Raw genomic sequence first — 25933 nt, 5'->3', positions numbered from 1 at the left:
GGGGCCTCGGCTACCGGTCCTCGGGCTCCTCGCCGGAGGAGAGCGGCAGCGGCGGGTGGAGGACGCGGGCGATCCACGCCTCGGGGTCGCGGATCTCGGCGAGGGTGGGCAGCGTCTCGGGGGACTCCCAGATCCGGTTGAAGTCGGCCATGCCGACCCGGGCCACCACCGTGCGCACGAAGGCCGCGCCCTCCTCGTACTGCTTCAGCTTCAGGTCGAGGCCGAGCAGTTGGCGCAGGGCCTTGTCGATCCGGTTGCCGCCGTGGCGGCGGCGCTGGAAGCGGCGCCGGATCTCGGCCACGCTCGGCACCACCTGGGGGCCGACCGCGTCCATGACGTAGTCGCCGTGCCCCTCGGCCAGGGTCATGACCGCGGTGATGCGGTCGAGGATCTCGCTCTGCTGCTCGGTCTGGAAGATGTCGATGAGGTTGGCCTCGTTGCCGCGGACCACCTCGGCGACCGCGTCGGCGACCGCGCGCAGCCGCTCCAGGAGGTCGCCGACGCTCAGGTGGGAGGCGCGCAGGTAGTCGGTGATGAGCTGCTGGACGTAGCCGCGCAGCCACGGGTTGGCGGTGAACTGGGTGCGGTGGGTCTCCTCGTGCAGGCACACCCACAGCCGGAAGTCGTGCGGGTCGACGTCGAGCTCCTGCTCGGCGTGGACGATGTTGGGGGCCACGAGGGTGAGGCGGCCGGTGGGCGCCCGGCCCTCGGGGTCGGGGGGCAGGAACAGCTCGTACTGGCCGAGCACGCGCCCGGCGAGGTAGGCGAGCACGGCGCCGAGCTGCGCCCCGGTGACCCGGGAGCCGACCGCCGTGGTGATGGTGCCGACGGGGGAGTCGTCCAGGGCCGAGGGCTTGAGGCTGTCGATGACGGGTTCCAGCACCACCCGGAAGCCGTCGACGTTCGCCCTGATCCACCCGGGGCGGTCGACGACGGTGGCGGGCCCCACCGGTTCGAGGCTCTCCATCCCGGTGAACTCGCGCACGTGGGTCTGCGCGGCCACCGAGAGCTCCCGGAGCTGGGCCACGGCCTGGCGGGCCTCGGTCAGGCTGATCTGCGGACCGGGCCGCACGAGGCGGACACCGGTGTTGACGGCTACTTCCCAGTCGATCAGAGTCACTCTTTCACCGTACCCACTAGGGCCGGGACTACCGGGGGACGCGACCGATTCGCCGGTCCGTGTCCCGAAACGGTCTTGATTCGAACACCTGTTCGCACAGAAGGGGTATGCTTGCCGCATGGTCGAACAGCGGTTGCCCGAGGAGTGGCCCGCGGGGGTGCACCCTTTCTGGGCCGAGGACTTCCCGCAGAGCGCGGCCGAGTGGCTGTTCGGACTGCTGCCCGGCGACTACCGGCTGCACGGGGTGCTGCGCAGGTACCCCGCGGCGCTGTCCGCGCTGGCGCTGCGCCACGTGCGCACGCAGTTGGAGGCGGCCCGCGAGGGCTACCGCAGCACCCCCGCCGAGCTCGACGGCCTGCTGCCGCCCGCGGCGCTGGACCAGGTCAGGGGCGTCTACCGCACCGAGGGCACCCGGCTGGCCGCGACGCTGCGCGCCGTCGAGGCCGTGGACCGCGCGCTGCGCGGCCTGCCCGCGGGGACGGGTGTGCGGTGAGCGGCCGGTCAGGTGGTGACCCGCACCACCAGCGCGGTCTCGGTCCCGGTGTTGACGAGCTGGCGGCCGTCCACCCCGCCGAGCACCCGGGTGCGGCCGCGCACCAGCTCCTGCACCGCCAGCAGGCGGCCGTCGCGGCCGGTGACCACCGCGTGGATCCGGCCGTGGACCACCAGGAGCACGTCCCCGCGGGCGGGACCGCCCTCCGGACGGGCGGGGGGCAGCGCGACGAACCCGTTGGGGTGCAGGACCACGACGCTCATCCGCATTCGGCCGCGGGTGCGCCGCCGGGCCGCGCGCGGCGCACGCCGCCAGCGGCCGTGCGTGCGCGGCCACGTCTCGGGGCGGGCGAGGACGGCCGCGGCGTCGCGGGCCGCCGCCATGAGCCGGCCGACGGTGGGCAGGGAGCGGACGACGAGGTGCGCGTACGGGCTGCGCGCCCCGGCCATCACGATGTCGCCGATCCCGTCGGGGGAGGAGGCGGCGGGACCGACCGGGGATTCAGTGGTGGATTCCGTGGGAACGGCAGAAACCGTGGGCAGAGCGGACAACATCGACAGTGGTCCTTCGTGCGTGTCGGTCGCCCCACAGACCGTGGCGGGACGACGTCAGAGTCAGAAGAGGTGCTGCGACGCGGCGCCGGAAGAGGACGGCGCCGACGGGAACGCGCCCAGAGGCGCACAGGGAACGGGACCCCCTTCCCGGGGGTTCACGGAGCGCAACAGGGCTCGGCCGTTCAGCGACAACAACACGAAGAAACCGGACACAGCGCACTGGCCACACGTCGGAAGGCCACCGGGACCCTGCGGACGACGGTCGGCTGGAACATGACAGTGCGCGAGCGCATGTCGTCAAGAAGACCAACCCCGGGTTGCGATGTCAAGCCGGAGGCGGCGGTCGGAGTGTCGTCTCCCTCACCCGTCCGGCTGCCCGGGGCGTGTCCAGTGCAAACACCCCCGGGGAAACCGGGACCTGTATTTTCGGCTGGACCGGTGGTGACATCGGGCTTTGCCGAAACCACCGAGGTTCTGATTGCGTAGGGGCGACAGGCGGGCGGTCGGAGGCCCTCCACCGGCCCGGCCGCCGCGCCCGGCTTTCGGGATCGACACCGGAGGTGACACGTGGGACATGGCGGACACTCCCGCCCCGGGGAACTCGGGGCCGTGGCGATCGTGCCCGACTCGACGGGCGCCCAGGTCGTACGGTTCGCGACCCGCTGCCTGGTCGTCCTGGCCTCGGGGGTCATGGCCGCCGGGTTCCTGGACTGGCAGGCGGGAGTCCTGGTGGCGGGCCTGGTCGCGCTCAGCTACCTCCTCCAGGCCACCCTCGCCCCCCGGCTGCACGCGCCGTTCGGCCGGGGACGGCTGCTGCGCACCCTCCACCAGCACGGCTACCACGTGGCCCCCTGCGGCCACTCCCGGCACGTGGCGGTCGGCGCGGGCGGCGTCTACCTGCTGGAGACCCGCAGTTGGCAGCACACCTTCTCCCGCAACGGCGACCGCTGGATGATCGGCACCCTGCCCGCCGACCGCGTCGTGGAGCTGGTCAGCGCGCACGCGGCCCACCTGGAGCGCTCCCTGCACCTGGCGGAGAACTGGCCGGGCGTGCGGGTCACCCCGGTGATCACGACGGCGGGCCGCCTGCCCGAACCGGTGCTGCACTCCGGCCGGGTGGTCGTGGCCCGGCCCCGCCAGGCGGTCGAGCACATCCTGGCCCAGCCGACCATCCTCGACCCCCAGGACGTCGCCGGCATCGTGCGCTGCTTCGCGGCCTGAGCGGGACGGCGGGCGCGCCTCCCGCACGGCCGACGCCCGCAGCCGACGGCGGCCCCGCATGGTTCCCGGCGCGGCTTCCGCGCCGGCGGCACAGATTCTCCGCGTTGGCGAAATTCGTCCCCATTTTTGAGGAAAGTTCGGTGCCGCGGGCCGGGAAACCGTAGGTTGATGCCCATGACGGACCTTGAGCTCCTCCAGGTGCTGCGATCGGGCTCCGCCGACCCCGCACACGCCTGCGGCCTGCTCTTCGACACCTACGGAGAAGACCTCTACCGGCACTGCCGCGCCGCGCTCCGCGACGAGGACGCCGCGCAGAGCGCGCTGCGCGACACCCTGATCGTCGCCCTGGCGCACATCGACCGCCTCTCCGACCCGGCCCTGCTGCGCGACTGGCTGCACGCCCTCGCCGACGCCGAGTGCGCGCGCCACGAGGCGGTCGCGGGACGGGCGGAGGAGGAGGCGCCCCGCGAACCGACGCCGTCCGCCGCACTGAGGGTGCGGGTCCTCAGCGCAGCGGTCGCCCCGGAACTCGCCGAGTACCGCAGTCACGTGGCGGCGCGGGGCGACCACTTCGACCGGCAGGGGTTTCCGCTGCCCGCCGCGGACCGGCGCTCCCCGGGGTCCTCGGTGGTCCCCGCGGTGATCGCCGGGGTCGGTGCGGTGGTGGCGCTGGCCGCGGCGCTGTTCCAGTTGGCGGTCTCGACCGCCTAGACCTGTGCGGAGGGTCCGTCGCCACGGTCCTGCCGGCTCGGCGTTCCCGGGACCGGAAAGCAGCGTCCCGGCAGGACCTGCGGTCTCGTCACCACGTCCGCGCCACTGTCGTCCGTCGTCTGCGGATCGGGATCAGTCGTCCAGCTTGAAGTACGCGCCTTCCTCGTGCCCGTGGTCGGCGGCGCGCTTGATCGAGTTCTTGATCTCCTGCTCGGCCTCGTGGCGGCCCACCCAGATGGCGCCCTCGACCGACTTGCCCGGTTCCAGGTCCTTGTAGACGGTGAAGAAGTGCTGGATCTCCAGCCGCTCGAACTCGTTGACGTGATGAATGTCACGCAGGTGTTCCATGCGCGGGTCGGTAGCAGGGACGCACAACACCTTGTCGTCGCCTCCGGCCTCGTCGCGCATGCGGAACATGCCGATGGCGCGGCACCGAATCATGCAGCCGGGGAAGGTGGGGTGCTTGAGCAGCACGAGCGCGTCCAGCGGGTCGCCGTCGTCACCCAGCGTGCCCTCGATGAAGCCGTAGTCGGCGGGGTAACTGGTCGAGGTGAACAGCATGCGGTCCAGCCTGATGCGGCCGGTCTCATGGTCCATCTCGTACTTGTTTCGCTCTCCCTTAGGGATTTCGATCGTGACGTCGAATTCCATACTGTTCTCGGCTCCCCTAGCGACTAATGTCGCCATAGTTCACAGGTTTTCGCGATGCCGACGGAAGGCAGGTACCGGGAGTGCGGAACGATCGACTCTGGGCTCTCCTCACCTTGGCCTTGCTCATCCTGTTCGTGCTGGCCACCGGAGCGGTCGCCCGCGACGTGATCGCCGCCCGCCCCCCGGAGACCGTGCCTGTTCCCGTCGCGGTCGCAGAGACGGTGCCTCTTCCGGCCTCCACTGACGCCGAGGCCGTGGATCCGGCCCGGCTCGCGGATAAGCTCGATGATCCCATGGCCCAGTCGGGCATCGTCGAGGGGCTCTCCGCATACGTGGTCGACGCGGAGACCCACCAGGAACTCTATGCGCGCGACGCGGACGAGGGCGTGGTCCCCGCCTCCACCACCAAGGTGGTCACCGCGGTGGCCGTGCTCCACGAGGTCGGCCCCGACGCGCGGATCGAGACCCGCGTGGTCCGGGGGGCCGCGCCCGACGAGGTCGTCCTCGTCGGCGGGGGCGACCCCACGCTGACCGAGAACGCCGACCCCGACCGCTACCCCCGCCTGGCCAGCCTCGAGGAGCTGGCCGACCAGACCGCGCAGGCGCTGGCCGAGGCGGGCGTGACCACGGTGCGGCTGGGCTACGACGACTCCGCCTACACGGGGGACTCCCTGGGCCCCGGCTGGAAGCAGGGCTACATCGACGAGGGCAGCACCGCCGCGGTGCACGCGCTGATGCTGGACTGCGGGATCGCCGAGGTCGTCGACGAGTGCGGGCGCATCGGCCTGCCGTCGGAGAGCAAGTACGGCACGCGGGTGTCGGACCCGCCGCTGGCCGCGGCCGAGGCGTTCGCCCGGAAGCTGGAGCAGGCGGGCGTCACCGTGGCGGGCACCCCGCAGGCCGTGCAGGCCCCGCAGGACGCCGAGCCCCTGGCCACCGCGTCCTCTCCCCCGATCTCGGCCCTGGTCGAGAAGACGCTGATGGACAGCGAGAACAACGTCGCGGAGGCACTGGCCCGCCAGGTGGCGATCGCCAGGGGCGAGGAGCCCAGCTTCGAGGGCGCCGCCCGCGCGGTCATGGCGGTCATGGACGAGCTAGGGGTGACGGGGGTGCAGGTCAGCGACGGCAGCGGCCTGTCGGTGGACACCCGGATCACCAGCCGGGCGCTGGCGGAACTGCTGGTGCTGGCCACCGATCCCGACCGTCCGGAGCTGTATCCGACGCTCTCAGGGCTGCCCACGGCCTACGCCACCGGGAGCCTGGCGGGCCGGTACTCGCCGGAGAGCGGCGCCGCCGGGGGAGCCGGGGTGATCCGCGCCAAGACGGGGACGCTCAACGAGGTCAGCGCGCTCGCCGGGACCATCTACACGGCCCAGGGGCGTCTGCTGGTGTTCGCGTTCGTGGCCAACCATCCCGCGGCCACGGGGTCGGCCCTGGACACCCTCGCCGCGGCCGTGGCGGAGTGCGGCTGCTGAGGGCCGGGGAGCCGGGGCCGAGGGGTCAGGCCGCGGCGGAGACCTGAGGGGCGAGCATCGAGTTGAGCCGCGCGGCGGCGCCGGAGGGGTCGTTGGCGGGGTGGGTGACGGTCGCCCCGCAGCGGTCGCTCCAGATGAACATGCCGTCGCAGCACCACACGTTGAGCCCGCAGGTGGTGGAGACGAAGGCGACGTCGGGGGAGCCTGTCTGGAACCAGGGCTGGGCCCAGCCCTCGCGCAGTTCGCAGAAGAGTGCCTCGACCGAACGGTCGGCGCGGAACCCGTGCTTGGGGAGACGCCGCACCCGAGCGGCCTCTGCCTGTTTCGCCCGATAGGTCCGTGGATTGTTCAGTCGCGGATGGCTCAAGGTTGCTCCTGCTGGATCGCTCGGTCGCCGCGATACTGCGGCAGTCCTCTCCCCGTTAGCGGCCACTGGCTGTGTCCGCGCCGGTCGCTTCGTCCCGCAGAGGACAGGCAACCGAAGGATCATCCTTTTTACGAGGAACAGAGTGCACCGTTACCTCGTAGTGATCCTCGGAACCGGGATGCTAGCAGCATCTCCCCAGTAACAGGAGCCTCTTGAAGATGTATGGCATGTCACATTGTAACCATCTCGCAACCATGTCATTGTGAACGTTTTGCCTGACCATTGCCTGATTTACGACTTCTGACGCCCGCTCCTCCCCCGCCTCCGACCGCGAGTGGTCGGGACCACTCACAGCGCGCCCCCGCACCCCGCATCCCCTGTCCCCCAGGGGAACCGGTCTCGTCAGACCGCCGTGGTATGCCCCCAGATCGCCAAGTAAACGTGTTTTATCCCTCATTGTCCGACTGTGGCCCCGCGGACGCGGAGCACCGCCGTAGGGGGAACGCCCCGGAGGCGGACGGTAGCCGCCGGAGTACGATCGGCGCTGGCCGTACGCGGCCGGGACAGGAGGAAGATGAGTCTGCACACGCCGCAGCAGGCGGACACCCAAAGATCCGATGACAGGACTTCTGCCGTTCCCCGGGTGGCGAGCGAGCCCCCAGGCGGCCCACGCGCCTGGCTGGTATGGGGCACCGCCGCCTCCGTCTACCTCCTGGCCATGTTCCACCGCAACGGCATGAGCGCGGCCGCCCTCCAGGCCCAGGAGCGCTTCGACGTCGGCCCCGCCCTGCTCTCCGTGCTGCCCATGGTCCAGTTGGCCATCTACGTGCTGCTCCAGATCCCCTCGGGGCTGCTCGCGGACCGGCTGGGACCGCGCCGGTCGCTGCTGATCAGCCTGGGCGTCATGGCCGCGGGGACGATCCTGTTCGCCCTCGCCCCGGACGCGCGGGCCGCCGTCGCCGGACGCGTGCTCATCGGCGCGGGCGACTCCCTGGTCTTCCTCAACGTCATCAGGGTGGCGGCCCTGTGGTTCCCCCGCCGGCACTACAGCATGGTCAGCGCGTTCACCGGCATCGCCGGCGGCCTGGGACAGCTGGTCAGCGCCGCACCGCTGTCGGCGCTGCTGACCGGCCTCGGCTGGGAGGCCTCCTTCCTCGCCGCGGGCGCGGTGAACCTGCTGGTGGGCGCGCTGGTGCTGGCGGTGCTGCGGGACCGCCCCGACGGCCGCCCCGCCCCCTCGCACGCCTTCCCGTCGGTGCGGGAGAGCCTGGCCGAGGCGCTGTCGCACCGCGGCCCGCGCATCGGCATGGCCGCGCACTCGGTCATCATGGTGCCCTTCACCGTCCTGGGCGTCCTGTGGGGGTATCCGCTGCTGGAGGAGGGCTACGGGCTCTCCACGCGCGCCGCCGGCCTGCTCCTGACCGCGGCGATGGTCCTGCCGATGGCGCTCGCGCCGTTCCTGGGCCGCATCCCCGGCAGCCGCCCGCGCCTGCGCAAGCCGATGGCGCTGGTCCTGGCCTGGACGGTCACCCTGCTCTGGCTGGGCGTGGTGCTGTGGCCGGGCGGCCTGCCCCCGTTCCCGGTCACCGCGGCGGTGGTCCTGCTGAGCGCCTTCGCCTCGGTGCTGGCGCCCTCGGTCTCGTTCGACTACGCCCGCGACGGACTGCCCGAACAGCGCACCGGGACGGCCTCGGGCCTGGTGAACATGTGCGGGTTCACCGCGGTCATGCTGGGCGTGGTGGGCGCCGGAGTGCTGCTGGAGTTCGGCGGCGCCGACGCGTCCTTCCAGACGGCCTTCGCGCCCATGACGGCGCTGTGCCTGACGGCCTCGACCGCCATGACCGTGCTGCTGTGCCGGGCCGACCGGTGACCCCGGTGCGGGACGGGGCGCCGGGCGCGCGCCGCGCCCGGCCGCGGGTCAGCGCACCCGCACGCACAGGGCGGTGGCGATCGCCGCGATGCCCTCGCCCCGACCGGTGAGCCCGAGGCCGTCGGTCGTGGTGGCGGAGCAGGAGACCGGGGCGTCCACCGCGGAGCTGAGCACCTTCTCCGCCTCCTGGCGGCGCGGTGCGAACTTGGGCCGGTTGCTGATGATCTGGATGGCGATGTTGCCGATCTCGTATCCGGCCTCCCGGACACGCCGGGCGGCCTCGGTCAGCAGCGCCACCCCCGAGGCCCCCTTCCAGCGGGGGTCGGAGGTGCCGAACTGCGAACCGAGGTCGCCCAGGGCGCATGCCGAGAAGAGTGCGTCGCAGGCCGCGTGGGCGGCCACGTCGCCGTCGGAATGACCGCTCACCCCGACTTCACTGGGCCATTCGAGCCCGGCGAGGAAAAGCGGTCTTCCCGACATGAAGGGGTGGACGTCCGTTCCGACGCCCACCAACGGCAATTCGCGAATCAACTCGGTGTTTCTTGGATTACGTCAACTGGTGGCGAGGACTTCGTCGAGGAGCGCCTCGGCCTTGTCCTCGTTGGTCTTTTCGGCGAGAGCCAGTTCGCTCACCAGAATCTGCCGGGCCTTAGCGAGCATTCGCTTTTCGCCGGCGGAGAGGCCGCGCTCCTTGTCACGCCGCCAGAGGTCCCGGACGACTTCGGCGACCTTGTTGACGTCACCGGAGGCGAGCTTCTCCAGGTTCGCCTTGTAGCGCCGGGACCAGTTCGTGGGCTCCTCGGTGTGCGGAGCGCGCAGCACCTCGAAAACCCGGTCCAGGCCTTCTTGGCCCACTACGTCGCGGACTCCCACCTCTTCGGCGTTGTCCGCGGGAACACGGACCGTAAGGTCGCCCTTGTCAACCTTCAGAACGAGATAGGTCTTTTCCTCGCCCTTAATGGTTCGTGTTTCGATAGCTTCGATTCGAGCAGCCCCATGATGGGGGTAGACAACAGTGTCGCCGACCTTGAAAGTCATGTGACAAGTACCCCTTCCGCTCCTACCAGGATACCACGAACCTGTCCCTTAACGCACCTGTCGGATTTGTGAATACGCAGGTCAAGGCCGCAATAACCGACTTGGCTAAGCCAGCCCGGGCCGCCTGTCGAAGCTTCGGGAAAACACGCGGGACCGACCTCCGGCCGCTTCTCCTGATAGTGGTGGGAATCTCCTATTCTACCCACGAATGCCCATCTCGGCCACGGGTACACGCCGAACAGGGCCGTGGGATGACCCACGACCCTGTATGAACTGTCCGGAATGCCCGCTGTACCAGGGTCACCCGTCCCCGTAGGACTCCTTGGGGCGCTCGCCTGTCACCAGGTAGACGAGGTGGTCCGCGACGTGGACGGCGTGGTCCCCGAAGCGCTCGTAGAACCGCCCGGCCAGGGTGACGTCCATCGTGGCCTCCACCCCGTACTCCCACTTCGGGGAGAGGATGCGCTCCAGCAGCTTGCGGCGGAGCCGGTCCATGCGGTCGTCGTCCTCGTCCAGCTCACGGGCCGTCTCGGCGTCCCGGTTGGCGATGACCTCGCCGGCCTTGACCACCAGCAGCTCCGCCTGGTGTCCCATCTCCAGGACGATGGAGCGCAGCTCCGCCGGGATGGCCGAGTCGGGGTGCCTGCGCCGCGCGATCTTGGCGATGTGGACCGCGTGGTCCCCCATCCGCTCCAGGTCGCCGGACATGTGCAGCGCGGTGATGATGGCCCTGAGGTCCTGCGCGACGGGCTGCTGCCGCGCCATGAGGGCGAAGGTGCTGTCGTCGATCTCCTCGTTGAGGGCGTTGATCCGCTCGTCCCCGGAGATGACCTCCTGGGCGGCGTCAAGGTCGGCGTCCAACAGTGCGGTGGTGGCGCGGGCGATGGCGTGTCTGGCGAGCCGGGTCATCTCGACCAGCCGGTCGGAGAGAGCGTCCAGCTCCTCGTGGTATGTGTCGCGCATGATCCCAATCGTCCCAAGTGCTCTCTGAATCACCGCGAAATCCGCGGTGAACTCTTGAGAAAACTCCCTTGCGTGTCCCCCTCGACCGGGTAACGGGATGTTCTGTCCGCTTACGATCGAATTGTGGAAGGGGAGCTGCTGGCCGCGATCGCGGGACTCGTCGGGCTCGTGACAGGAGTCGCGGCCGGTCTGGCGTTCCGCATCAGCGAGTCGACCCGCAGTCATACCCCCGAACCCGAACCGCAATCGAGGCTTCCGGCAGGGGTGGCCGAGGTGCTCTCGGCCCTGCCGTCCTCCGCGGTGGTCCTGGACTCTACCGACCGGGTGCTGCGCGCCAGCTCGGCGGCCCGCGCCTACCGGCTCGTCAGCGGCAACGAGCTGGTGATCGGCGAACTGCTCGCGCTCGCCCGCCAGGTGCGCCGCGACGGGGTGATCCGCGAGACCGAGATCGAGGTGGCGGTGCGCCGCTTCGGCCCCGACTCCACCTCCTTCGCGGTCCGCGTGGCCCCCCTGGGCGGCACCGGACTGATCCTGGTCCTCGCCGAGGACCAGACCGAGCGGCGGCGGGTGGAGGCGGTACGCCGCGACTTCGTCGCCAACATCAGCCACGAGCTGAAGACCCCCGTGGGCGCGCTGTCGCTGCTCGCGGAGACGATCAGCGACGCCAGCGACGACCCGGAGGCGGTGCGCCGCTTCGCCTCCCGCATGAAGCACGAGGCCGACCGGCTGACCAGCCTCATCCAGGACCTGATCACCCTCTCCCGCATCCAGGGCGCCGAACCGCTCTCCGAACCGGTCGAGGTCTCCGTGGACACCGTGGTGGAGGAGTCCCTGGACGCGGTGCGCACCGCCGCCGACACCAAGCGGATCGAACTGGTCTCCGGCGGCGTGCGCGGCCTGACGGTGATGGGCGACGAGGGCCTGCTCATCACGGCGCTGCGCAACCTGGTCACCAACGCCGTCGCCTACAGCCCGGAGAACACCAGGGTGGCGGTGACCGTCCAGACCTCCGACGACATGGTCGAGATCGTCGTCGCCGACCAGGGCATCGGCATCCCCCCGCAGGACCTGGAACGGATCTTCGAGCGCTTCTACCGGGTGGACGCGGCTCGGAGCCGGGCCACCGGAGGCACCGGCCTCGGCCTGGCGATCGTCAAACATGTCATGACCCTCCACCGGGGGGAAGTGACCGTGTGGAGCAAGGAAGGCGAGGGGTCGACGTTCACGCTGCGTCTGCCCCGGACCGACTCTCCGGAGCCGCCGGGCTCCACTGGCAACTATCAGGAGGCAGCACAGTGACGCGTGTACTCGTCGTCGAGGACGAGGAATCCTACAGCGACGCCCTGTCGTACCTGCTCCGCAAGGAGGGATTCGAGGTGGCCCTCGCCCCGACCGGGACCGCCGCCCTGGAGATCTTCGACCGCACCGGCGCCGACCTGGTCCTGCTGGACCTGATGCTGCCGGGCCTGTCCGGCACCGAGGTCTGCCGCACCCTGCGGCAGAAGTCCAACGTCCCGGTGATCATGCTCACCGCCAAGGACAGCGAGATCGACAAGGTCGTCGGGCTGGAACTGGGCGCCGACGACTACGTGACCAAGCCCTTCTCCTCCCGGGAGCTGGTGGCCCGCATCCGCGCGGTGCTGCGCCGCCGCGGCTCCGACGACACGATGCTGCCCACCGCCCTGGAGGCCGGCCCGGTCCGCATGGACGTGGAGCGCCACGTGGTGACGGTCCGCGGCGAACAGGTGCAGCTCCCCCTCAAGGAGTTCGAGCTGCTGGAGGTGCTGCTCCGCAACGCCGGGCGCGTGCTGACCCGCCCCCAGCTCATCGACCGGGTCTGGGGCGCCGACTACGTGGGCGACACCAAGACCCTCGACGTCCACATCAAGCGGCTGCGCGCCAAGATCGAGACCGACCCCAGCTCCCCCCGCCACATCATCACCGTGCGCGGACTGGGCTACAAGTTCGAGCCGGAGGCCTGACCCCGCTCCGAAACCGCGAGCGGCCGGGCCCGTACCGGACCCGGCCGCCGCCGTTCGCGCTACCGCGCGGACTACTTGCCCTGGTTCTTGACCGCCTCGATGGCCTCCTTGGCGGCCTCGGGGTCCAGGTACTCGCCGCCCGTCTTGCGGGGGGTGAAGTCGTCGTTGAGCTCGTAGACCAGCGGGATGGCGGTGGGGATGTTGAGCCCCGCGATGCTCTGGTCGTCGATGCCGTCCAGGTGCTTGACCAGGGCGCGCAGCGAGTTGCCGTGCGCGGCGACCAGCACCGTGCGGCCCGCGGCGAGGTCGGGGATGATCGAGTCGTACCAGTAGGGCAGCATCCGCCGCACCACGTCGGCCAGGCACTCGGTGCGCGGCATCAGCTCGGGCGGCAGGTTCGCGTAGCGCGGGTCGCCGTGCTGCGAGTACTCGCTGTCGTCGGCGAGCGGCGGCGGGGGCGTGTCGTAGGAGCGGCGCCAGATCATGAACTGCTCGTCGCCGAACTCGGCGCGGGTCTGGGCCTTGTTCTTGCCCTGTAGGGCGCCGTAGTGGCGCTCGTTGAGCCGCCAGGAGCGCTTGACCGGGATCCAGTGCCGCCCGGCCTCCTCCAGCGCGATGTTGGCGGTGCGGATCGCCCGCTTGAGCAGGGAGGTGTGGACCACGTCGGGCCGCACTCCCGCCTCGGCCAGCAGTTTCCCGCCCTTGCGGGCCTCTTCCTCGCCCTTGGCGGACAGGTCCACGTCCACCCAGCCGGTGAACAGGCCCTCGGCGTTCCAGACGCTTTCGCCATGGCGCAGCAGTACCAGAGTCGACATGTCCCTCAGCCTAGCGACCCGCCCGTCCCGCGAACGCGCGGGGCACCGATTGGTCTACGCCAATTCCCCGGGCCTTCACCCTTCCCCGTCGGGCCCCTGCTCCACCAGGTGGCGGAAGGCCTTCAGGTTGCGCCGGCTCACCCCGCGCTTGGTGCGCCACGCCCACTCCTTGCGGATCGCCGTGGCGAACCCGCGCTCCAGCGCCGGGTTGAAGTTGTCGTCGGAGTAGGAGAGCACGCACCCGAGCAGCCGGTCCACCTCCCGCGGCGTGATCCCCGTCAGCGGCAGCCGACCGGTGATGTAGACGTCGCCCACCTCGTCGGCGGTGAACGCCATGCCGTACATGTCGGCGCTGCGCCGCATCAGGTAGCGGTAGAACTCGCCCTCGTTCTCGTCGGGACGCCGGCAGAAGAAGCTCTTGAGCAGCAGGCTGTGCTCGCCGATGTTCAGCCACACCAGCGTCTTGAGCTTGCGCTCGCCCGGCAGGGTGACCAGGAAGGCGTCGGGGCGGGGCCGCTCGTACTCCAGCTCCGCCTCCTTGAGGGCGGTCTCGATCGCGCTGGCCGCGTCGACCTGTTCCTGTGTGGGCATGCGGTTCCTTCCGGCTCTCGTCGTCCTCGGCCGGGCGGGGGTCCCGGCTTCGTCCCCATCCTCGTACGGCGCTCCGATCACCGGCACGGCACGGTCAGGCGGTACCGCGCCAGGGTGGTGCGGTAGGCCGCCATCAGCCCGTCGACGGTCGCCTCCCAGCTCAGCCCCGAGGCGTGCCGCACCCCCGCGGCGCCCATGCGGTCCCGCCAGGCGGGCTCGGCCACCATCCGGCGCAGCACCCGCGCGTAGTCGTCGGGGTCGTGCCCGTCGATGAGCACCCCGGACACGCCGTCGCGCACCGCCGTGGGCAGGCCGCCCACCCGCGCCGCGACGACGGGGGTCCCGCACGCCTGGGACTCCACCGCGACCAGGCCGAAGGACTCCGAGTAGGACGGCACCACCGTGGCGGTGGCCGCCCGGTAGTAGTGGGCCAGCTCCTCGCGCGAACGCGGCGGCTCCAGGCGCACCACGTCGGAGATGCCCAGCGACCGGGCCAGGTCGGACAGCAGCTCCGGCTCGGCGCAGCCGCTGCCGGACTGGCCGCCCACGACCGCGACGACGAGGCGGTCCCGCAGGCCGGGATCGTCCTCCAGCAGCCGGGCCGCCGCGCGCAGCAGCACGTCGGGGGCCTTGAGCCGCTGCACCCTGCCGACGAACAGCAGCAGCGCGGTGTCTGCGGGCAGCCCCAGGCGGCGCAGCGCCTCGGCGCGCGGGCCGGGGGTGAAGGTCTCCAGGTCCACGCCGGGGAAGACGGTGGAGATGCGGCCGGGGGAGGCGCCGTAGTAGTGGACGAGCTGGGCGGCCTCGTCGTCGGTGTTGGCGATGAGCCGATCGGCGAGCGCGACGAGCTCGTCCTCGCCCCGCACCCGCTCCTCCGGCTCCGGGGTGTCGCCCTCGGCCAGCGACAGGTTCTTCACCCGGGCCAGGGTGTGCATGGAGTGCACGAGCGGCACGCCCCACTCCCGGGCGGCCGACCACCCGGCCTGGCCGGACAGCCAGTAGTGGGCGTGCACCAGGTCGTAGCGCCCGTTGAGGTCCTCGGCCTGGGCGCGCAGCAGGCCGTGGACGAACGGGCACAGGTAGCGGACCAGGGCCGTCTTGTCGAGCCTGCCGTAGGGACCCGCGGGGACGTTGCGGACGGTGACCCCGGGGGCCAGCTCGACCTCGGGGGGCTGCTCGAAGGAGGTGGCCCGGGTGAACACGTCGACGGCGACGCCGCGTTCCGCCAACCGCTTGGCCACCTCGACGACGTAGACGTTCAGTCCGCCCGCGTCGCCGGTCCCGGGCTGGTCGAGTGGGGAGGTGTGCAGGCTGATGGCGGCGATCCTGCCGAGCCGCTCGGCCCCGCTCTGCTCCTCCGCACCCGGAGTCTGTGACGCCACTCGGCTTTCCGTCCCTTCCGGTCCTCGGCTGCTCACTGCGGTCCCCGACGGGCCTCAACGGTCAACATTCGCCAAGGACCGCAGTGTTCCCATATTGGCCACGGAGGCGGAGGGGACCGGAAGGCGGGGTGGGGCTTGCCTGACTCCCGCTTTCCCCTGAGGTCAGGCCTCTTTGACCGTTCCCTGGCACGCCTCGGCGAAGGCCGCGTACGCCCGTGTGTCGAAAAGAACAAAGCTCACATACTCGACATTGGTCGGAGTATTTCGGACAGCGCCGAGCGCGATCCGCGCGGCGGCCTCCACCGGCCACCCGTAGGCCCCGGTGGAGATCGCCGGAAAGGCCACACTGCGCGCGCCCAGCTCGTCGGCGACCCGCAGCGCCTCGACGTGGCAGGAGGCGAGCAGCGCCGAACGGTCCTCCCGCAGGCTGTAGACCGGACCGACCGTGTGGATCACCCACCGCGCGGGCAGCCGCCCGGCCGTCGTGGCCACCGCCTGCCCCACCGGAAGCCCGCCGCCGTAGCGGCCGGCGCGCAGGGCACGGCACTCGGCCAGGATCTCGGGGCCGCCGCGGCGGTGGATCGCGCCGTCCACCCCTCCCCCGCCCAACAGGCTGGAGTTGGCCGCGTTGACCAGCGCGTCCACGCGCTGCTCGGTGATGTCCCCCAGGACCAGTCGGATGTCCACCCCTCCAGGCTACGCCCGCGGGGTTGCGGCCACGTCTTTTTACACAGAGTAGTGACCCATTCTCCCTAAGTGGTTAGCAGGCCGCCCCTACAGCGGAACAACTAGTAACAGCCCTGGTCAAGACCGCTTCTCCCGACGGAGGGATGCATGCCGAAACCCGAGAGATTCGTCTCCCGCTCCGACCTCGGCTGGGGAGCTTCCGGAGGCTCCTACGCCAACCCGAGGCAGGGCCTCGTCATCCACTACGACGGCTCCAACCAGAACCTCGCCAACCGGGACCACTCGGCGTGTGTCGCCTACTGGAGGAACACCCGCAGCTTCCACACCGGACCGTCGCGGGGCTGGGCCGACATCGGCTACTGCGTCGACGAGCGGACCGAGATCCTCACCTCCACCGGCTGGCGGACCTTCCGGGAGGTCCGACCGGGAGACACCGTGCTCACCCTCAACCACCGCACGGGCCTGGCCGAGTGGCAGCCACTCCTCGACGTCTACGTCTTCCCCGCACAGCCCCGCACCATGATCCGCATGGAGGGGCGCACCCACTCCTCGCTGACCACCCCCCAGCACCGCTGGCCCGTGGAGCACGCCCACCGGCGCGCCGACGCCGAACACACGAGGAGCCCTGACCGGGCACGGCCCGCCGCCTCCCGGTCCACGCAGGGCTGGGAGTGGAACTGGGCCACCACCGAGACCCTCACCCACCGGGACCGCATCCCGCTGGCCGCCCCCTGCGCCGACCTGCCCGCCGAACCCAAGTGGTCGGACGCCCTCGTCGAACTCGCGGCCTGGCTGTGGCCCGGCCTCCCCGACGACCCGGAGGACCACGACGGCCGGGGCGCCGACGTGCCCCTGCGACCACGGGAGAGGGCGCAGGCCGCGCGCCTCCGAGCGGCCCTGCACGGCCTGTTCGGCCCGCCGACCGACCCCGCGTCCCGCACGGACCTGCCCGCCGACAGGCGGACGGAGTGGCAGGAGCGCTCCGACGGCCCCCGCACGGAGTTCCGCCTGTCCGCGGAGGCGGCCCGCACCCTGCTGCAACACCTCCCCGGCGGGGCGCCGACCCCGGCCTTCCTGCGGTCGCTGACCCGGGCCCAGCTCGACCTGTTCGTCGAGACCTCCCTGCTCGCGGGCAGCACCACCGGCAGGACCGGTGCCCGCAGGAGCCTCGTCCACCGCGGCCGCGCCCGGGCCGAGGCCTTCCAGTTCGCCGCGATCCTGGCGGGGCACGCCACCACGCTGCGCCGCCTCCCGGCCGCCGCCCCGGACCGGGCCGACACCTGGCGGGTCGACCTCCACCCGGGCACCGGGTTCGCCCCCAGGGCGGCGGCCTCCGGCACGGGCTCCTTCACCATCGCCGAGGAGCGCTACTACGGGCACGTGTGGTGCGTGCGCACCCCCAACGCCACCTGGCTGGCGCGCCGCCGCGGCACCGTCTACTTCACCGGCAACAGCTTCGGCGCCTGCCCGCACGGCTACGTGTTCGAGGGCCGCGGGCTGTACCGCTCCCAGGCCGCCCAGCCCGGGGGCAACTCCACCTACTACTCGGTGACGCTCATGTCCGGCCCCACCGACACGATCACCGACGCCCAGATCAACGCCGTGCGGCAGTTGCGCGAGTGGCTCATGGAACCCGAGACCTCCATCGGGAGCACGGTGAAGGGCCACCGGGACTTCATCTCCACGAGCTGTCCCGGCGACCGGCTCTACCGGATGGTCCGCGACGGAGTCTTCAACCAGCCCGCACAGTGGGGAAACACCGAGGAGGACAACGAGGTGCCGCACTACCTCAACATGGCCCAGACCAAGGACGTCGTCGTCTCACCCAACAAGTTCGTCTCACTGCGCTGGGACACCGTGTGGACCGACACGGCCCAGATCGCCCACCACGACGGCCTCGCCGTCGTCACCAAGCCGTGCGACCTCAACGGCGCGCTCTGGCTGGAGATCTCCGACCTGGTCGAGGGCGACGACGTCCAGGTGCGCATGGCCGACTGGGAGCGCAAGACGAAGAAGTACCGCCTGCACCCGATCGCCGAGGGGATCGGCACCGGAGGCAAGTCGTTCCCCTCGTTCTCGATCGTCAACCGTATCGCCGACGGATACACCATGGACCTGCGGGTCTACAACGTCTCCGAGAAGCCCTTCACCCTGCACACCGCCACCTTCAAGGGACACGTCTGGCTGCGCTGACCCGACGACGCCGTCCCGCACCGCACCGCTCCCGATCCAGCTCCTCCGGCTTCCTCCCCCTCTCGCCCCTCCCCGTTTCCGTCACCCAGTCGACCGGGAGGTCGCCATGCTCACGTCCATCGTCCGCACGACCGTGCCGTTCATCGTCGGGGCCCTCAGCACCCTGGCCGTCACCTACCTCGGCGTCGAACTGCCGGAAGCCGCACTCACCGAGCTCGTCACCGTCCTCGTCGCAGGGGCCTACTACACGGCCGTCCGCCTCCTCGAGGAGCACGTCTCCCCCGCCTTCGGCCGCGTCCTCCTGGGCCTCGGCCTGCGCGGACGCCCGAAGTACGACCTGGCCTGACCACACCGGAACAGAAAGGTCCCCGGCCGGTGGGGCGGGGACCTTTCCCAACGCGACGGCCACGCACGCCCCACGCGCGGGACGACGAGGCTGCCCCGCGGCCCCCGGGGCCGTCGGACCATCCCCACGTGCGTGGGGAGCAGTAGTCGGCGATGTTGTTGAAGTACACGCGGTGCGGACCATCCCCACGTGCGTGGGGAGCAGGCACCCCAAGCGCAGCCTGGATAACTCCGCTTCGGACCATCCCCACGTGCGTGGGGAGCAGCGCGACCTCCGTCCCGACCGGCCGCGGCGGTTCGGACCATCCCCACGTGCGTGGGGAGCAGATGTCCATGTCGGCCGCGCCGGGGAAGCAGTGCGGACCATCCCCACGTGCGTGGGGAGCAGACCCGGGCAGCCGACGATTCCGTACCGGCTGCCGGACCATCCCCACGTGCGTGGGGAGCAGGGCAGGTACTCAAGCCACGCGAGTGGACAACGCGGACCATCCCCACGTGCGTGGGGAGCAGGCTGGTGGTGGAGTCACCAGTGCGGGGCCGTTCGGACCATCCCCACGTGCGTGGGGAGCAGCAGGCGCGGCAGATGGCCGAGGCCAAGAAGGACGGACCATCCCCACGTGCGTGGGGAGCAGTCCGGGTAGGGGCGCGCCTCGAACCGGCGCTTCGGACCATCCCCACGTGCGTGGGGAGCAGTCCTGGAGCTGCAACCAGTACTCGCGTCCGCTCGGACCATCCCCACGTGCGTGGGGAGCAGGCGCTCGCCGGGAAAACCGCGGAAGCGAAGGGCGGACCATCCCCACGTGCGTGGGGAGCAGGCCGAGTTCCGCGTGGTCCGCGAATGGCTCGGCGGACCATCCCCACGTGCGTGGGGAGCAGGGCTACGTGGCCGCGGTCGCGATCGCGGCGGACGGACCATCCCCACGTGCGTGGGGAGCAGCGCCACGCCTCATCCATCGAGTTCCGGAAGGACGGACCATCCCCACGTGCGTGGGGAGCACGGCCGCCAGATCCGCTGGGGCACGTCCGGGGACGGACCATCCCCACGTGCGTGGGGAGCACCAGCATGGTCGGCCGCTCCGTAGTCATGGGGTCGGACCATCCCCACGTGCGTGGGGAGCACTGCCCTCACCCCCTGGCGTCCTCGACCCTGGGCGGACCATCCCCACGTGCGTGGGGAGCACGACGACCAGCAGCAGCAGGACCGGTTCCGGGACGGACCATCCCCACGTGCGTGGGGAGCACGGCCGACGGGGGGGAGCAGGCCACCCCCCAGGCGGACCATCCCCACGTGCGTGGGGAGCACAGCAGGCCATTTGACCAGCTCCCGCGCGAGCACGGACCATCCCCACGTGCGTGGGGAGCACTACGCGGCCAGACCCGCCTCGGACACGCGGGTCGGACCATCCCCACGTGCGTGGGGAGCACCGGTTCCGAGCGGCCGCCCCGTTGAAGCTGTGCGGACCATCCCCACGTGCGTGGGGAGCACAAGATCTCCTCCCTGTGGAACGGGATCAGCAGCGGACCATCCCCACGTGCGTGGGGAGCACGCGCGTGCCTCCCACACGGTGCGGTGTTCCGCCGGACCATCCCCACGTGCGTGGGGAGCACCCCTCGGCCAGCTCATCGGAGTTGACGGCGGTCGGACCATCCCCACGTGCGTGGGGAGCACGAACAGGGCCGGGGCGGTGGCCCCGGCCGCGACGGACCATCCCCACGTGCGTGGGGAGCACAAGCCGAAGTGGGACCCCCGACCGATCAGATACGGACCATCCCCACGTGCGTGGGGAGCACCAGTGGGCGTGGGACAACGTCCTGAAGCCGATCGGACCATCCCCACGTGCGTGGGGAGCACAGAAGCTGACCTGCGGTTTCTCGAGGCGTTATCTTACCGTGATCAACCTTGCAGGCAGTCTCAGCCCGCATCTCCACCCTAGACCACATTCACGGAAGAACACCGTCGTTCCGACCAGTTCGCCGGGGTCTGGAGGCGCGGACAGGACGCCCCCGGGCGGGGACGGTGTGGGCGGGGAAGCCTTCTGTCTGCTTCGGCCGGGAGGCCCGGCAGCCTTGACCGCCGCCCCGGTACCTGAGGGGTTGTCGGCTTCCCGTAGCGCTTCACCCCCCGGAAACCCGCCGCCCGACAGTCCCTCCCGCGCCCGAGGGGCGGGCAAGGCTGCCGGGCCTCCCGGCCGAAGCAGGCGGGGACGGTCACTGGGTGCGGATGCCGCCTCTGCGTGGCTTCTTCTCTGCCTCCTTCTGTGTCTTGGGGGTCTTGGGGGCCGGGGTGTCCTGCCCCCCTCCACAGGGCACCCCCGGCAGGGGCCGACAGCCCCGGCGAACCCGGGTGTGGTCGGGTGGCCGGGCTGTCGGCCGGTTGGGGTCCCCGAAGGGGCGGGCGGGGAAGGAGCACCCGACCCCCTCGGGGAGGCTGTGTCGGTGTCATCAGTGCAGCAGGGCGGTGTTGAGGGCCGCGCCCAGCAGGGTGTCGAGGTTGGCGATCGCGGTCACCGTGCGCACCGGATCGCCCATCGGCAGGATCAGCCGATCCCCGCCGAGCACCACGGCCACCCCGCGCTCGTGCTCCTCCACATAGGCACAGCCGTCGGCCAGCAGCGCCATCTGGTCGGGGTGAGGGTGTAGTCCGCCACCAGTCCTCTCCTCAACTCGAATGCAAAGTTCACGGGCCACAAGGCGCGCCAGGTCCTGCCGGTGCGGACGGCAGGGTGCGGGAACAGGGGCGCGACAGCGCGGCACAGGTTCAGGCCGGGCCGTCCCGGTCCGGGGTCGACCTGGGCGAAGGGGGGCGTGGGGGCGGCAGGGGGTCGGGGGTTTCTCAGGTGCGGGTCAGGTAGCAGCGCACGCCGTGCGGGGGCTGGTACTCGGTCAGGACGTGGTCCAGCAGCTCCACGTCGTTGACCGCGACCCGGTGGGCGGTGACCCGGTTGCGGGCCGCATACGGCACCGGGCTGCCGTGGTCGTAGGTGACCTCCCACAGCGGCGCGTGGCGGACCGCGACCGCCGCGAACTCCGGGTAGTCCGGGATGCGCGGGGGACGCGGCGGGCCTGGCGCCGAGGCTCCGGAACAGAAGTGGCAGGGCGGGGGACGCGCGTGGCTGCGGCGGCGGGAGGCGGCGGGGCCGGTGAGAACAGTGTGCTGAGCAGCGCAATGGGCAGCATCAGCAGATGCAGCAGCATGAGCTCCTCCGGGGGGCGGTGCCGGACAGGGCCCGGCGGACTCGGTTCCAACTGTTTCCATGTTGCCTCGCATCCAGATAACTTGCAATATTCAAGTTTCTTGAATCTCTCAATCAGTCAGATATATGCACGACTAGTGAATGGTGCACCGAATGTCGGAAATCAGCACTCCTGACGTAGGATCGTGCCGACCCAGACGTGCTGATCCGAGGAGTCCCGAGTTGGCCTCCAGCCCCACGCTCCGCAGGCGACGACTCTCCGCACAACTCCACATGCTGCGCCTGGAGTCAGGGTTGACCGCTGAGGCTGCGGCCCGAGAGGCCAAGGCCAAGCGCCCGGACAGACCGTGGTCGGCCGCCAAGGTGGTCCGCATCGAGAACCGGGAGTGGAAAAGACTCCAGAGCGACGACGTGCTGACGCTGCTGGATGTCTACAAGGTCACGGACAAGCGCGAGCGGGACGCGTTCGTCCGGCTCGCTCTGGAGGCGAGCCAGAGCGGTTGGTGGGTTGGCTATCGGGACATCCTGGGCACCGGCGCCTATGTCGACCTGGAGACAGAGGCATCACGGATCCGCACCTACCAGGCGTTGGCCATTCCCGGCCTGTTGCAGACCGAGGAGTACGCCCGCGCGATCATACGCGGCGGCGGTGTTACCGATGACCGCGAGATCGAGCGCCGGGTAGAGGCACGGATGATGCGCCAGCACCGCCTGTCCGAACCGGATGCACCTCACCTGTGGGCCGTCGTGGACGAGGCCGCGTTCCACCGGATCCCCGCAGAGCTGCGAGCGGAGCAACTGCGTCACCTGATCGACGTGCAGCGGCCGACTCTGCGCGTTCAGGTGCTGCCCTACGAGGCAGGGCTGCACGCGGGAACCAGCGGCTCGTTCGTCCTCCTGGATTTCTCCGGTGACCCGTCGGTGGTGTACCTGGAGCACTCCCTGTCGGGGCTGTTCCCCGAGGACCCGGCCGAGGTGGAGCACTACGCGACCGTGTTCGACGTCCTACAGGCGCAGGCGTTGAGCGTGGACGAGTCGCTAGCGTGGATGGGCGACCTCCTGAGGCAGACCGAAGGGACCGCCCGTGCCTGAAGCCCCCGATTCGCTGGCGTTTCGGAGATCCTCCTACACGACTGCCCGCGGGCAGGACTGCGTCGAAGTCGCCGACCTGCCGGGTGCGGCTGCTGTGCGCGACTCCAAGCACCCCGATGCGGGGTACCTCGTGTTCCCCGCCGCCGAGTGGCGTGCGTTCGTGGACGCCGTGAAGACCGGCCGCCTGTAGCGCGGACGAAGAAAAGCCCCCACTGCGAGCAGTGAGGGCTTTCCCGGTGCTGAACCTTTGGAGAGCGCCGAACTTTCCCCTTTTGATTCCGGCTGACGCCATGTTATCCGTCCGCGCCCGAGCGTGAGGGGAGTTCTCCGAAATCGCGGCGAACTCTTGGGTCCCGCCCTCCTTGCCCGGTCCCGGCAGGCCGGGCCGGGTCCGGGCGGTCCCCGCTCCGGTGCGGAAGGAGGGGAAGAGAGGACTTCGGTCCCTTGTTGCACCAGGGGAGTCCTCCCCTGAACAGGGGGTCCTACAGCGTGTAGTACTACCGCCGGTAAACTGGCCTCTATGAAGAACAGGCTCGGCGACCTTGAACGCGCGGTGATGGATGTACTGTGGGAACGAACCGAGCCCATGACGGTTCGGGAAGTGGGCCGCGCTCTGGCTGACCGCGACCTCGCGCACACGACCGTCATGACGGTGCTCGACCGACTCGCCAAGAAGGGTGTCGTGACCCGCACCCGGGAGGGCCGCGCGTGGCGCTACCGTCCGGCAGCCAGCCGGGAGGCCTACGTCTCGGAGCTGATGCACGACGCGCTCGGCCAGACCGGTGACCGCGACGCCGCCCTTGCTGCTTTCGTGCGCTCGATGAGCGGCGCGGAGGCCGAACTACTTCGCCGCCTCCTCGCGGAGAACCACGGGGAAAGCGACAGATCAAGGATGTAGCCGCATGGTCGTTGCCGCACTGCTCACAGCGATCGCGGTCGGCTGTCTCATCGCCGCCCACCTCCTGTTGAGCGCCCGGTGGCCTTCCCGGGGCCCGCACGTCGCCGTGGTCGCCTGGCAGGCGCTGGGGCTGGCGTGGGGCGTGTCCACCATCGGCGCCCTGCTGGCCTTCGGCCTGGCCCCCTACGGTCTGGGAGTGCTGCACGGCCTGACCGCCCTCGTGCGCGACGCCGCCGCGAACGGCCTGCGGCTGGACGTCCTGTCCGAGGGGCACTTCGCCGCCACCCGGGTGGCCGCGCTCGTCGCGGCGGTGCTGCTGACCCTGGTGCTCTTCTGGGGTCTGGCGGTCTCCTTCCTCCAGGTGGTGCGGACGCGCCGCCGCCACCGCGCCCTTCTCGAACTGGTCGCCCACGAACACCCGGAGGTCCCCGGGGCCCGGGTGCTCGACCATCCGGCCGCTGCGGCCTACTGCCTGCCCGGTGTGCTGAACCCGCAGATCGTCATCAGCGCGGGGGCGCTGGAGGTGCTGGACCGCCGGGAGCTGGCCGCGGTGCTGGCCCACGAGCACGCGCACCTGCGCCAGCGGCACGACCTCGTGCTTCTTCCGTTCTCGTCGCTGAAGCGCGCCTTCCCGCGGGTGCGGATCATGGAGCGCTGTTACAACGCGGTGGCGCTGCTCATCGAGATGTGCGCCGACGACCACGCCCGCCGTCACCACTCCCCGCGGGAGCTGGCGACGGCGCTGGTGCGTTTCGGGGCCGCGGGCGGTGCGGCGGTTCCGGCCGGGGCAATGGCGGTGGTCCCCAACGAGCAGCAGCCGGAGGTGCTGGCCCGGGTGTCGCGGCTGCTGAACCCGGTGCAGTTGTCGCGGCGCGCCACCGCGGCCGTGCTGAGCGGGTCGGTGGCGCTGATGGCGTCGACCCTGACCCTGTGGCACCTGCCGATGTGACGAGGGCGGCGGCCGTGGAGGGCACGTTTCGCGGCCGCTGCGCGTTTACTCTGAAGGCAAGGTTCTCCCACGACGACAGCCGGGGGCTCGCGTGCAAGTCATTGGGTTCTTCGATCTGCTCTTCAGGGTCCTCTACCTGGCGACCTTCGTGATGTCGCTGTACTCACTGATCGAGGCGGCCCGCACTCCCGCGCAGGCGTTCCCGGCCATGGACAAGCAGACCAAGGGGCTGTGGGTGGGGGTGCTCAGCGCGGGCACGGTGGTGTCGCTGGCCGCGTTCCTGGGCATGTTCGCCTTCCTGACGATCCTGGCGCTGGTCGCGGCGCTGATCTTCCTGATCGACGTGCGTCCCGCGGTCCGTCAGATCGGCCGTTCCGGGGGCGAGGGCCCCTACGGTCCCTGGTGACCTACTGGACGAGGTCGTCCTCGGCGGTCCAGGTGTTGCAGGAGCCGGGGGTCTGGTAGTCCAGTCCCCGCTCCAGCCACAGGGCGCTGTTCTCGGCCGAGCCGTGGGTGCGTTCGGCGTCGGTGCTGTCCGCCCGGTCGGCGGTGGCGGCGGCGTCCTGGAGCAGGACGCGGCGCTCCTCCTCGCCGATCGGGTAGGTGACGGCCACCGAGCCGAGGAAGACTCCGGCCAGGCAGTTGGCCTGGAGTTCGCCGCGGCGGGTCCAGGCGTTCCGTTCGACCGGGTCGGTCTCCTGGCGGCGCCGCTCGTGGTAGTAGTCGAGGATTCCGGCCTCGCCCTGCACGTGGTGGCCGTACTCGTGGGCGAGCAGGGAGGCGTAGACGACGCTGTCGGGGCTGTGGCTCCACTTCTCGGCGATGTCGTGGACGCCGAGGTAGACGCTCTTGCTGGCGCGGCAGTAGAAGCCGCCGGCGGCGGAGGGGTAGTCGCGGCACGGGCTGGTGCCGGGCTCGGTCCAGTAGACCCGCTGCGGGGGTTCGAACTCCAGTCCCGCCTTGGCGAACTGGACGGTCCACGCCTGGTCCAGGCAGTCGGTGACGGCGTTGAGGAAGCGTTCCATGGACTCGGCGTCGTGGACGTCGAGTTCGAGGGCGGGGCAGGGCAGCGGGGACAGGCGGCCGGTGGCGTAGAGCGGGTTGTGCTTGATCACGCTCTCGCCGGTGAAGTCGGCTCCCAGGCCGCTGTCGGGCCTGCGGTGGGGGTCGGCGGAGGAGGACGCCTGCTGTTGGGGGGCGGGGGCCGGTGCGGGGGTGCCGGTGGTGGCGGGGGCGCATCCGGTGAGGAGGGCGAGGGCCAGGGCCGTCGCGCCCAGTGCCGCGGGGCGGGCGCCGCGCGCCCCGCGCTTCGCTGTCCGGTGGTGTCCCCGTTCCACTTCGC

28 protein-coding genes and 1 CRISPR repeat array are annotated in these 25933 nt (G+C 70.9%); of the genes, 14 read left to right on the top strand and 14 right to left on the bottom strand.

Annotation, left to right across the window (positions count from 1 at the left end):
• Positions 1-10: 10 nt before the first annotated feature.
• Entirely contained in the window at positions 11-1114 is a 1104-nt protein-coding gene (locus AC529_RS10815) for a zinc-dependent metalloprotease (RefSeq protein ID WP_068756876.1), read from the bottom strand.
• Positions 1115-1238: 124 nt separating this feature from the next.
• Here AC529_RS10815 and AC529_RS10810 point away from each other — a divergent pair, with 124 nt between their 5' ends.
• Positions 1239-1613, top strand: a complete 375-nt coding sequence (locus AC529_RS10810) for a hypothetical protein (protein ID WP_068756242.1) — start codon at positions 1239-1241, stop codon at positions 1611-1613.
• 8 nt (positions 1614-1621) lie between these two features.
• Here AC529_RS10810 and AC529_RS10805 read toward each other — a convergent pair whose 3' ends face one another.
• Entirely contained in the window at positions 1622-2167 is a 546-nt protein-coding gene (locus AC529_RS10805) for a hypothetical protein (protein WP_068756240.1), read from the bottom strand.
• A 609-nt stretch (positions 2168-2776) separates the two neighbouring features.
• On the opposite strand from AC529_RS10805, the gene AC529_RS10800 reads away from it, so the two are divergent.
• A complete protein-coding gene (locus AC529_RS10800; RefSeq protein WP_232306693.1) occupies positions 2777-3388 on the top strand; it encodes a hypothetical protein in 612 nt (203 codons plus the stop codon).
• A 174-nt stretch (positions 3389-3562) separates the two neighbouring features.
• Positions 3563-4099 (top strand): RNA polymerase sigma factor, encoded by a 537-nt coding sequence (locus AC529_RS10795; protein ID WP_068756874.1) that lies wholly within the window; start codon positions 3563-3565, stop codon positions 4097-4099.
• Between the two features lie 132 nt (positions 4100-4231).
• Here the strand turns inward: AC529_RS10795 and AC529_RS10790 are convergent, their stop codons facing one another.
• A complete protein-coding gene (locus tag AC529_RS10790) occupies positions 4232-4750 on the bottom strand; it encodes an inorganic diphosphatase (protein WP_068756236.1) in 519 nt (172 codons plus the stop codon).
• Positions 4751-4830: 80 nt separating this feature from the next.
• On the opposite strand from AC529_RS10790, the gene dacB reads away from it, so the two are divergent.
• Entirely contained in the window at positions 4831-6225 is a 1395-nt protein-coding gene (gene dacB, locus AC529_RS10785) for a D-alanyl-D-alanine carboxypeptidase/D-alanyl-D-alanine endopeptidase (protein WP_068756233.1), read from the top strand.
• A gap of 25 nt (positions 6226-6250) precedes the next feature.
• On the opposite strand, the gene AC529_RS10780 is transcribed toward dacB, so the two are convergent.
• Complete coding sequence (locus AC529_RS10780; protein WP_232306692.1) at positions 6251-6529, bottom strand: hypothetical protein; 279 nt, start codon at positions 6527-6529, stop codon at positions 6251-6253.
• Between the two features lie 706 nt (positions 6530-7235).
• Between AC529_RS10780 and AC529_RS10775 the strand changes: the two genes are divergently transcribed.
• Entirely contained in the window at positions 7236-8462 is a 1227-nt protein-coding gene (locus AC529_RS10775; protein ID WP_232306691.1) for an MFS transporter, read from the top strand.
• A 48-nt stretch (positions 8463-8510) separates the two neighbouring features.
• On the opposite strand, the gene ispF is transcribed toward AC529_RS10775, so the two are convergent.
• The 3 genes from ispF to phoU form a co-directional block, all read right to left on the bottom strand.
• Positions 8511-8975 (bottom strand): 2-C-methyl-D-erythritol 2,4-cyclodiphosphate synthase, encoded by a 465-nt coding sequence (gene ispF / locus AC529_RS10770; protein WP_198156404.1) that lies wholly within the window; start codon positions 8973-8975, stop codon positions 8511-8513.
• A gap of 39 nt (positions 8976-9014) precedes the next feature.
• Positions 9015-9500: a CarD family transcriptional regulator gene (locus AC529_RS10765; RefSeq protein WP_068756227.1), complete on the bottom strand. Its 486-nt coding sequence runs from the start codon at positions 9498-9500 to the stop codon at positions 9015-9017.
• A gap of 300 nt (positions 9501-9800) precedes the next feature.
• Positions 9801-10463: a phosphate signaling complex protein PhoU gene (gene phoU, locus AC529_RS10760; RefSeq protein WP_068756225.1), complete on the bottom strand. Its 663-nt coding sequence runs from the start codon at positions 10461-10463 to the stop codon at positions 9801-9803.
• Between the two features lie 123 nt (positions 10464-10586).
• On the opposite strand from phoU, the gene AC529_RS10755 reads away from it, so the two are divergent.
• Together AC529_RS10755 and AC529_RS10750 are read left to right on the top strand one after the other, a co-directional pair.
• A complete protein-coding gene (locus tag AC529_RS10755; RefSeq protein ID WP_068756223.1) occupies positions 10587-11762 on the top strand; it encodes a sensor histidine kinase in 1176 nt (391 codons plus the stop codon).
• Positions 11759-12445, top strand: coding sequence for a response regulator transcription factor (locus AC529_RS10750; RefSeq protein WP_068756222.1), 687 nt, complete (start codon positions 11759-11761; stop codon positions 12443-12445). The genes AC529_RS10755 and AC529_RS10750 overlap by 4 nt, the downstream gene beginning before the upstream one ends.
• A gap of 71 nt (positions 12446-12516) precedes the next feature.
• Here AC529_RS10750 and AC529_RS10745 read toward each other — a convergent pair whose 3' ends face one another.
• The 4 genes from AC529_RS10745 to AC529_RS10730 form a co-directional block, all read right to left on the bottom strand.
• Positions 12517-13260 carry a phosphoglyceromutase gene (locus tag AC529_RS10745; protein ID WP_068756220.1) on the bottom strand — a complete coding sequence of 248 codons (744 nt, stop codon included), beginning with the start codon at positions 13258-13260 and terminating at the stop codon, positions 12517-12519.
• Positions 13261-13335: 75 nt separating this feature from the next.
• On the bottom strand, positions 13336-13851 hold the full coding sequence (locus tag AC529_RS10740) for a YbjN domain-containing protein (protein ID WP_068756218.1): 516 nt from the start codon (positions 13849-13851) through the stop codon (positions 13336-13338).
• Positions 13852-13928: 77 nt separating this feature from the next.
• Positions 13929-15233 (bottom strand): D-inositol-3-phosphate glycosyltransferase, encoded by a 1305-nt coding sequence (gene mshA / locus AC529_RS10735; protein ID WP_068756216.1) that lies wholly within the window; start codon positions 15231-15233, stop codon positions 13929-13931.
• A 162-nt stretch (positions 15234-15395) separates the two neighbouring features.
• Positions 15396-15920: an O-acetyl-ADP-ribose deacetylase gene (locus AC529_RS10730; RefSeq protein WP_068756214.1), complete on the bottom strand. Its 525-nt coding sequence runs from the start codon at positions 15918-15920 to the stop codon at positions 15396-15398.
• A 147-nt stretch (positions 15921-16067) separates the two neighbouring features.
• Here AC529_RS10730 and AC529_RS10725 point away from each other — a divergent pair, with 147 nt between their 5' ends.
• Positions 16068-18113: an N-acetylmuramoyl-L-alanine amidase gene (locus AC529_RS10725; RefSeq protein WP_068756212.1), complete on the top strand. Its 2046-nt coding sequence runs from the start codon at positions 16068-16070 to the stop codon at positions 18111-18113.
• Positions 18114-18219: 106 nt separating this feature from the next.
• On the top strand, positions 18220-18459 hold the full coding sequence (locus tag AC529_RS10720; RefSeq protein ID WP_068756210.1) for a hypothetical protein: 240 nt from the start codon (positions 18220-18222) through the stop codon (positions 18457-18459).
• Positions 18460-18573: 114 nt separating this feature from the next.
• Positions 18574-20310: direct repeats of the CRISPR family, unit length 29 nt; unit sequence CGGACCATCCCCACGTGCGTGGGGAGCAC.
• Between the two features lie 590 nt (positions 20311-20900).
• Here AC529_RS10720 and AC529_RS20125 read toward each other — a convergent pair.
• Both AC529_RS20125 and AC529_RS21170 read right to left on the bottom strand, forming a co-directional pair.
• Complete coding sequence (locus AC529_RS20125) at positions 20901-21077, bottom strand: hypothetical protein (RefSeq protein WP_157080184.1); 177 nt, start codon at positions 21075-21077, stop codon at positions 20901-20903.
• 214 nt (positions 21078-21291) lie between these two features.
• The gene (locus AC529_RS21170; RefSeq protein WP_269745539.1) at positions 21292-21420 is read right to left on the bottom strand and encodes a hypothetical protein; all 129 of its coding nucleotides are present in this window, start codon (positions 21418-21420) and stop codon (positions 21292-21294) included.
• A gap of 454 nt (positions 21421-21874) precedes the next feature.
• On the opposite strand from AC529_RS21170, the gene AC529_RS10710 reads away from it, so the two are divergent.
• The 5 genes from AC529_RS10710 (at position 21875) to AC529_RS10690 (ending at position 24997) form a co-directional block, all read left to right on the top strand.
• A complete protein-coding gene (locus AC529_RS10710) occupies positions 21875-22744 on the top strand; it encodes a DUF5753 domain-containing protein (protein WP_068756208.1) in 870 nt (289 codons plus the stop codon).
• On the top strand, positions 22737-22934 hold the full coding sequence (locus AC529_RS10705) for a DUF397 domain-containing protein (protein ID WP_068756206.1): 198 nt from the start codon (positions 22737-22739) through the stop codon (positions 22932-22934). The genes AC529_RS10710 and AC529_RS10705 overlap by 8 nt, the downstream gene beginning before the upstream one ends.
• 330 nt (positions 22935-23264) lie before the next feature.
• Complete coding sequence (locus AC529_RS10700; protein WP_083948122.1) at positions 23265-23642, top strand: BlaI/MecI/CopY family transcriptional regulator; 378 nt, start codon at positions 23265-23267, stop codon at positions 23640-23642.
• 4 nt (positions 23643-23646) lie between these two features.
• Positions 23647-24591, top strand: coding sequence for a M56 family metallopeptidase (locus tag AC529_RS10695; protein WP_068756204.1), 945 nt, complete (start codon positions 23647-23649; stop codon positions 24589-24591).
• A gap of 91 nt (positions 24592-24682) precedes the next feature.
• The gene (locus AC529_RS10690) at positions 24683-24997 is read left to right on the top strand and encodes a DUF2516 family protein (RefSeq protein ID WP_083948121.1); all 315 of its coding nucleotides are present in this window, start codon (positions 24683-24685) and stop codon (positions 24995-24997) included.
• Position 24998: 1 nt separating this feature from the next.
• On the opposite strand, the gene AC529_RS10685 is transcribed toward AC529_RS10690, so the two are convergent.
• Positions 24999-25928: a neutral zinc metallopeptidase gene (locus tag AC529_RS10685; RefSeq protein ID WP_068756203.1), complete on the bottom strand. Its 930-nt coding sequence runs from the start codon at positions 25926-25928 to the stop codon at positions 24999-25001.
• Between the last annotated feature and the right edge of the window lie 5 nt (positions 25929-25933).

This window comes from Thermobifida cellulosilytica TB100, from assembly GCF_001517975.1.
Taxonomy (GTDB): domain Bacteria; phylum Actinomycetota; class Actinomycetes; order Streptosporangiales; family Streptosporangiaceae; genus Thermobifida; species Thermobifida cellulosilytica.
Note: the sequence above shows the minus strand (reverse complement) of the source record. Positions and strands in the feature narration are given on the sequence as shown.

What these genes read in the sequence shown, in the direction of transcription:
- AC529_RS10700 (WP_083948122.1), top strand. Translation starts at nt 23,265, where the DNA reads ATGAAGAACAGGCTCGGCGACCTTGAACGCGCGGTGATGGATGTACTG.
- AC529_RS20125 (WP_157080184.1), bottom strand. Translation starts at nt 21,077, where the DNA reads ATGGCGCTGCTGGCCGACGGCTGTGCCTATGTGGAGGAGCACGAGCGC.
- AC529_RS10795 (WP_068756874.1), top strand. Translation starts at nt 3,563, where the DNA reads ATGACGGACCTTGAGCTCCTCCAGGTGCTGCGATCGGGCTCCGCCGAC.
- AC529_RS10790 (WP_068756236.1), bottom strand. Translation starts at nt 4,750, where the DNA reads ATGGAATTCGACGTCACGATCGAAATCCCTAAGGGAGAGCGAAACAAG.
- AC529_RS10740 (WP_068756218.1), bottom strand. Translation starts at nt 13,851, where the DNA reads ATGCCCACACAGGAACAGGTCGACGCGGCCAGCGCGATCGAGACCGCC.
- AC529_RS10745 (WP_068756220.1), bottom strand. Translation starts at nt 13,260, where the DNA reads ATGTCGACTCTGGTACTGCTGCGCCATGGCGAAAGCGTCTGGAACGCC.
- AC529_RS10765 (WP_068756227.1), bottom strand. Translation starts at nt 9,500, where the DNA reads ATGACTTTCAAGGTCGGCGACACTGTTGTCTACCCCCATCATGGGGCT.
- AC529_RS10725 (WP_068756212.1), top strand. Translation starts at nt 16,068, where the DNA reads ATGCCGAAACCCGAGAGATTCGTCTCCCGCTCCGACCTCGGCTGGGGA.
- phoU (WP_068756225.1), bottom strand. Translation starts at nt 10,463, where the DNA reads ATGCGCGACACATACCACGAGGAGCTGGACGCTCTCTCCGACCGGCTG.
- AC529_RS10810 (WP_068756242.1), top strand. Translation starts at nt 1,239, where the DNA reads ATGGTCGAACAGCGGTTGCCCGAGGAGTGGCCCGCGGGGGTGCACCCT.
- AC529_RS10695 (WP_068756204.1), top strand. Translation starts at nt 23,647, where the DNA reads ATGGTCGTTGCCGCACTGCTCACAGCGATCGCGGTCGGCTGTCTCATC.
- AC529_RS10720 (WP_068756210.1), top strand. Translation starts at nt 18,220, where the DNA reads ATGCTCACGTCCATCGTCCGCACGACCGTGCCGTTCATCGTCGGGGCC.
- AC529_RS10805 (WP_068756240.1), bottom strand. Translation starts at nt 2,167, where the DNA reads ATGTTGTCCGCTCTGCCCACGGTTTCTGCCGTTCCCACGGAATCCACC.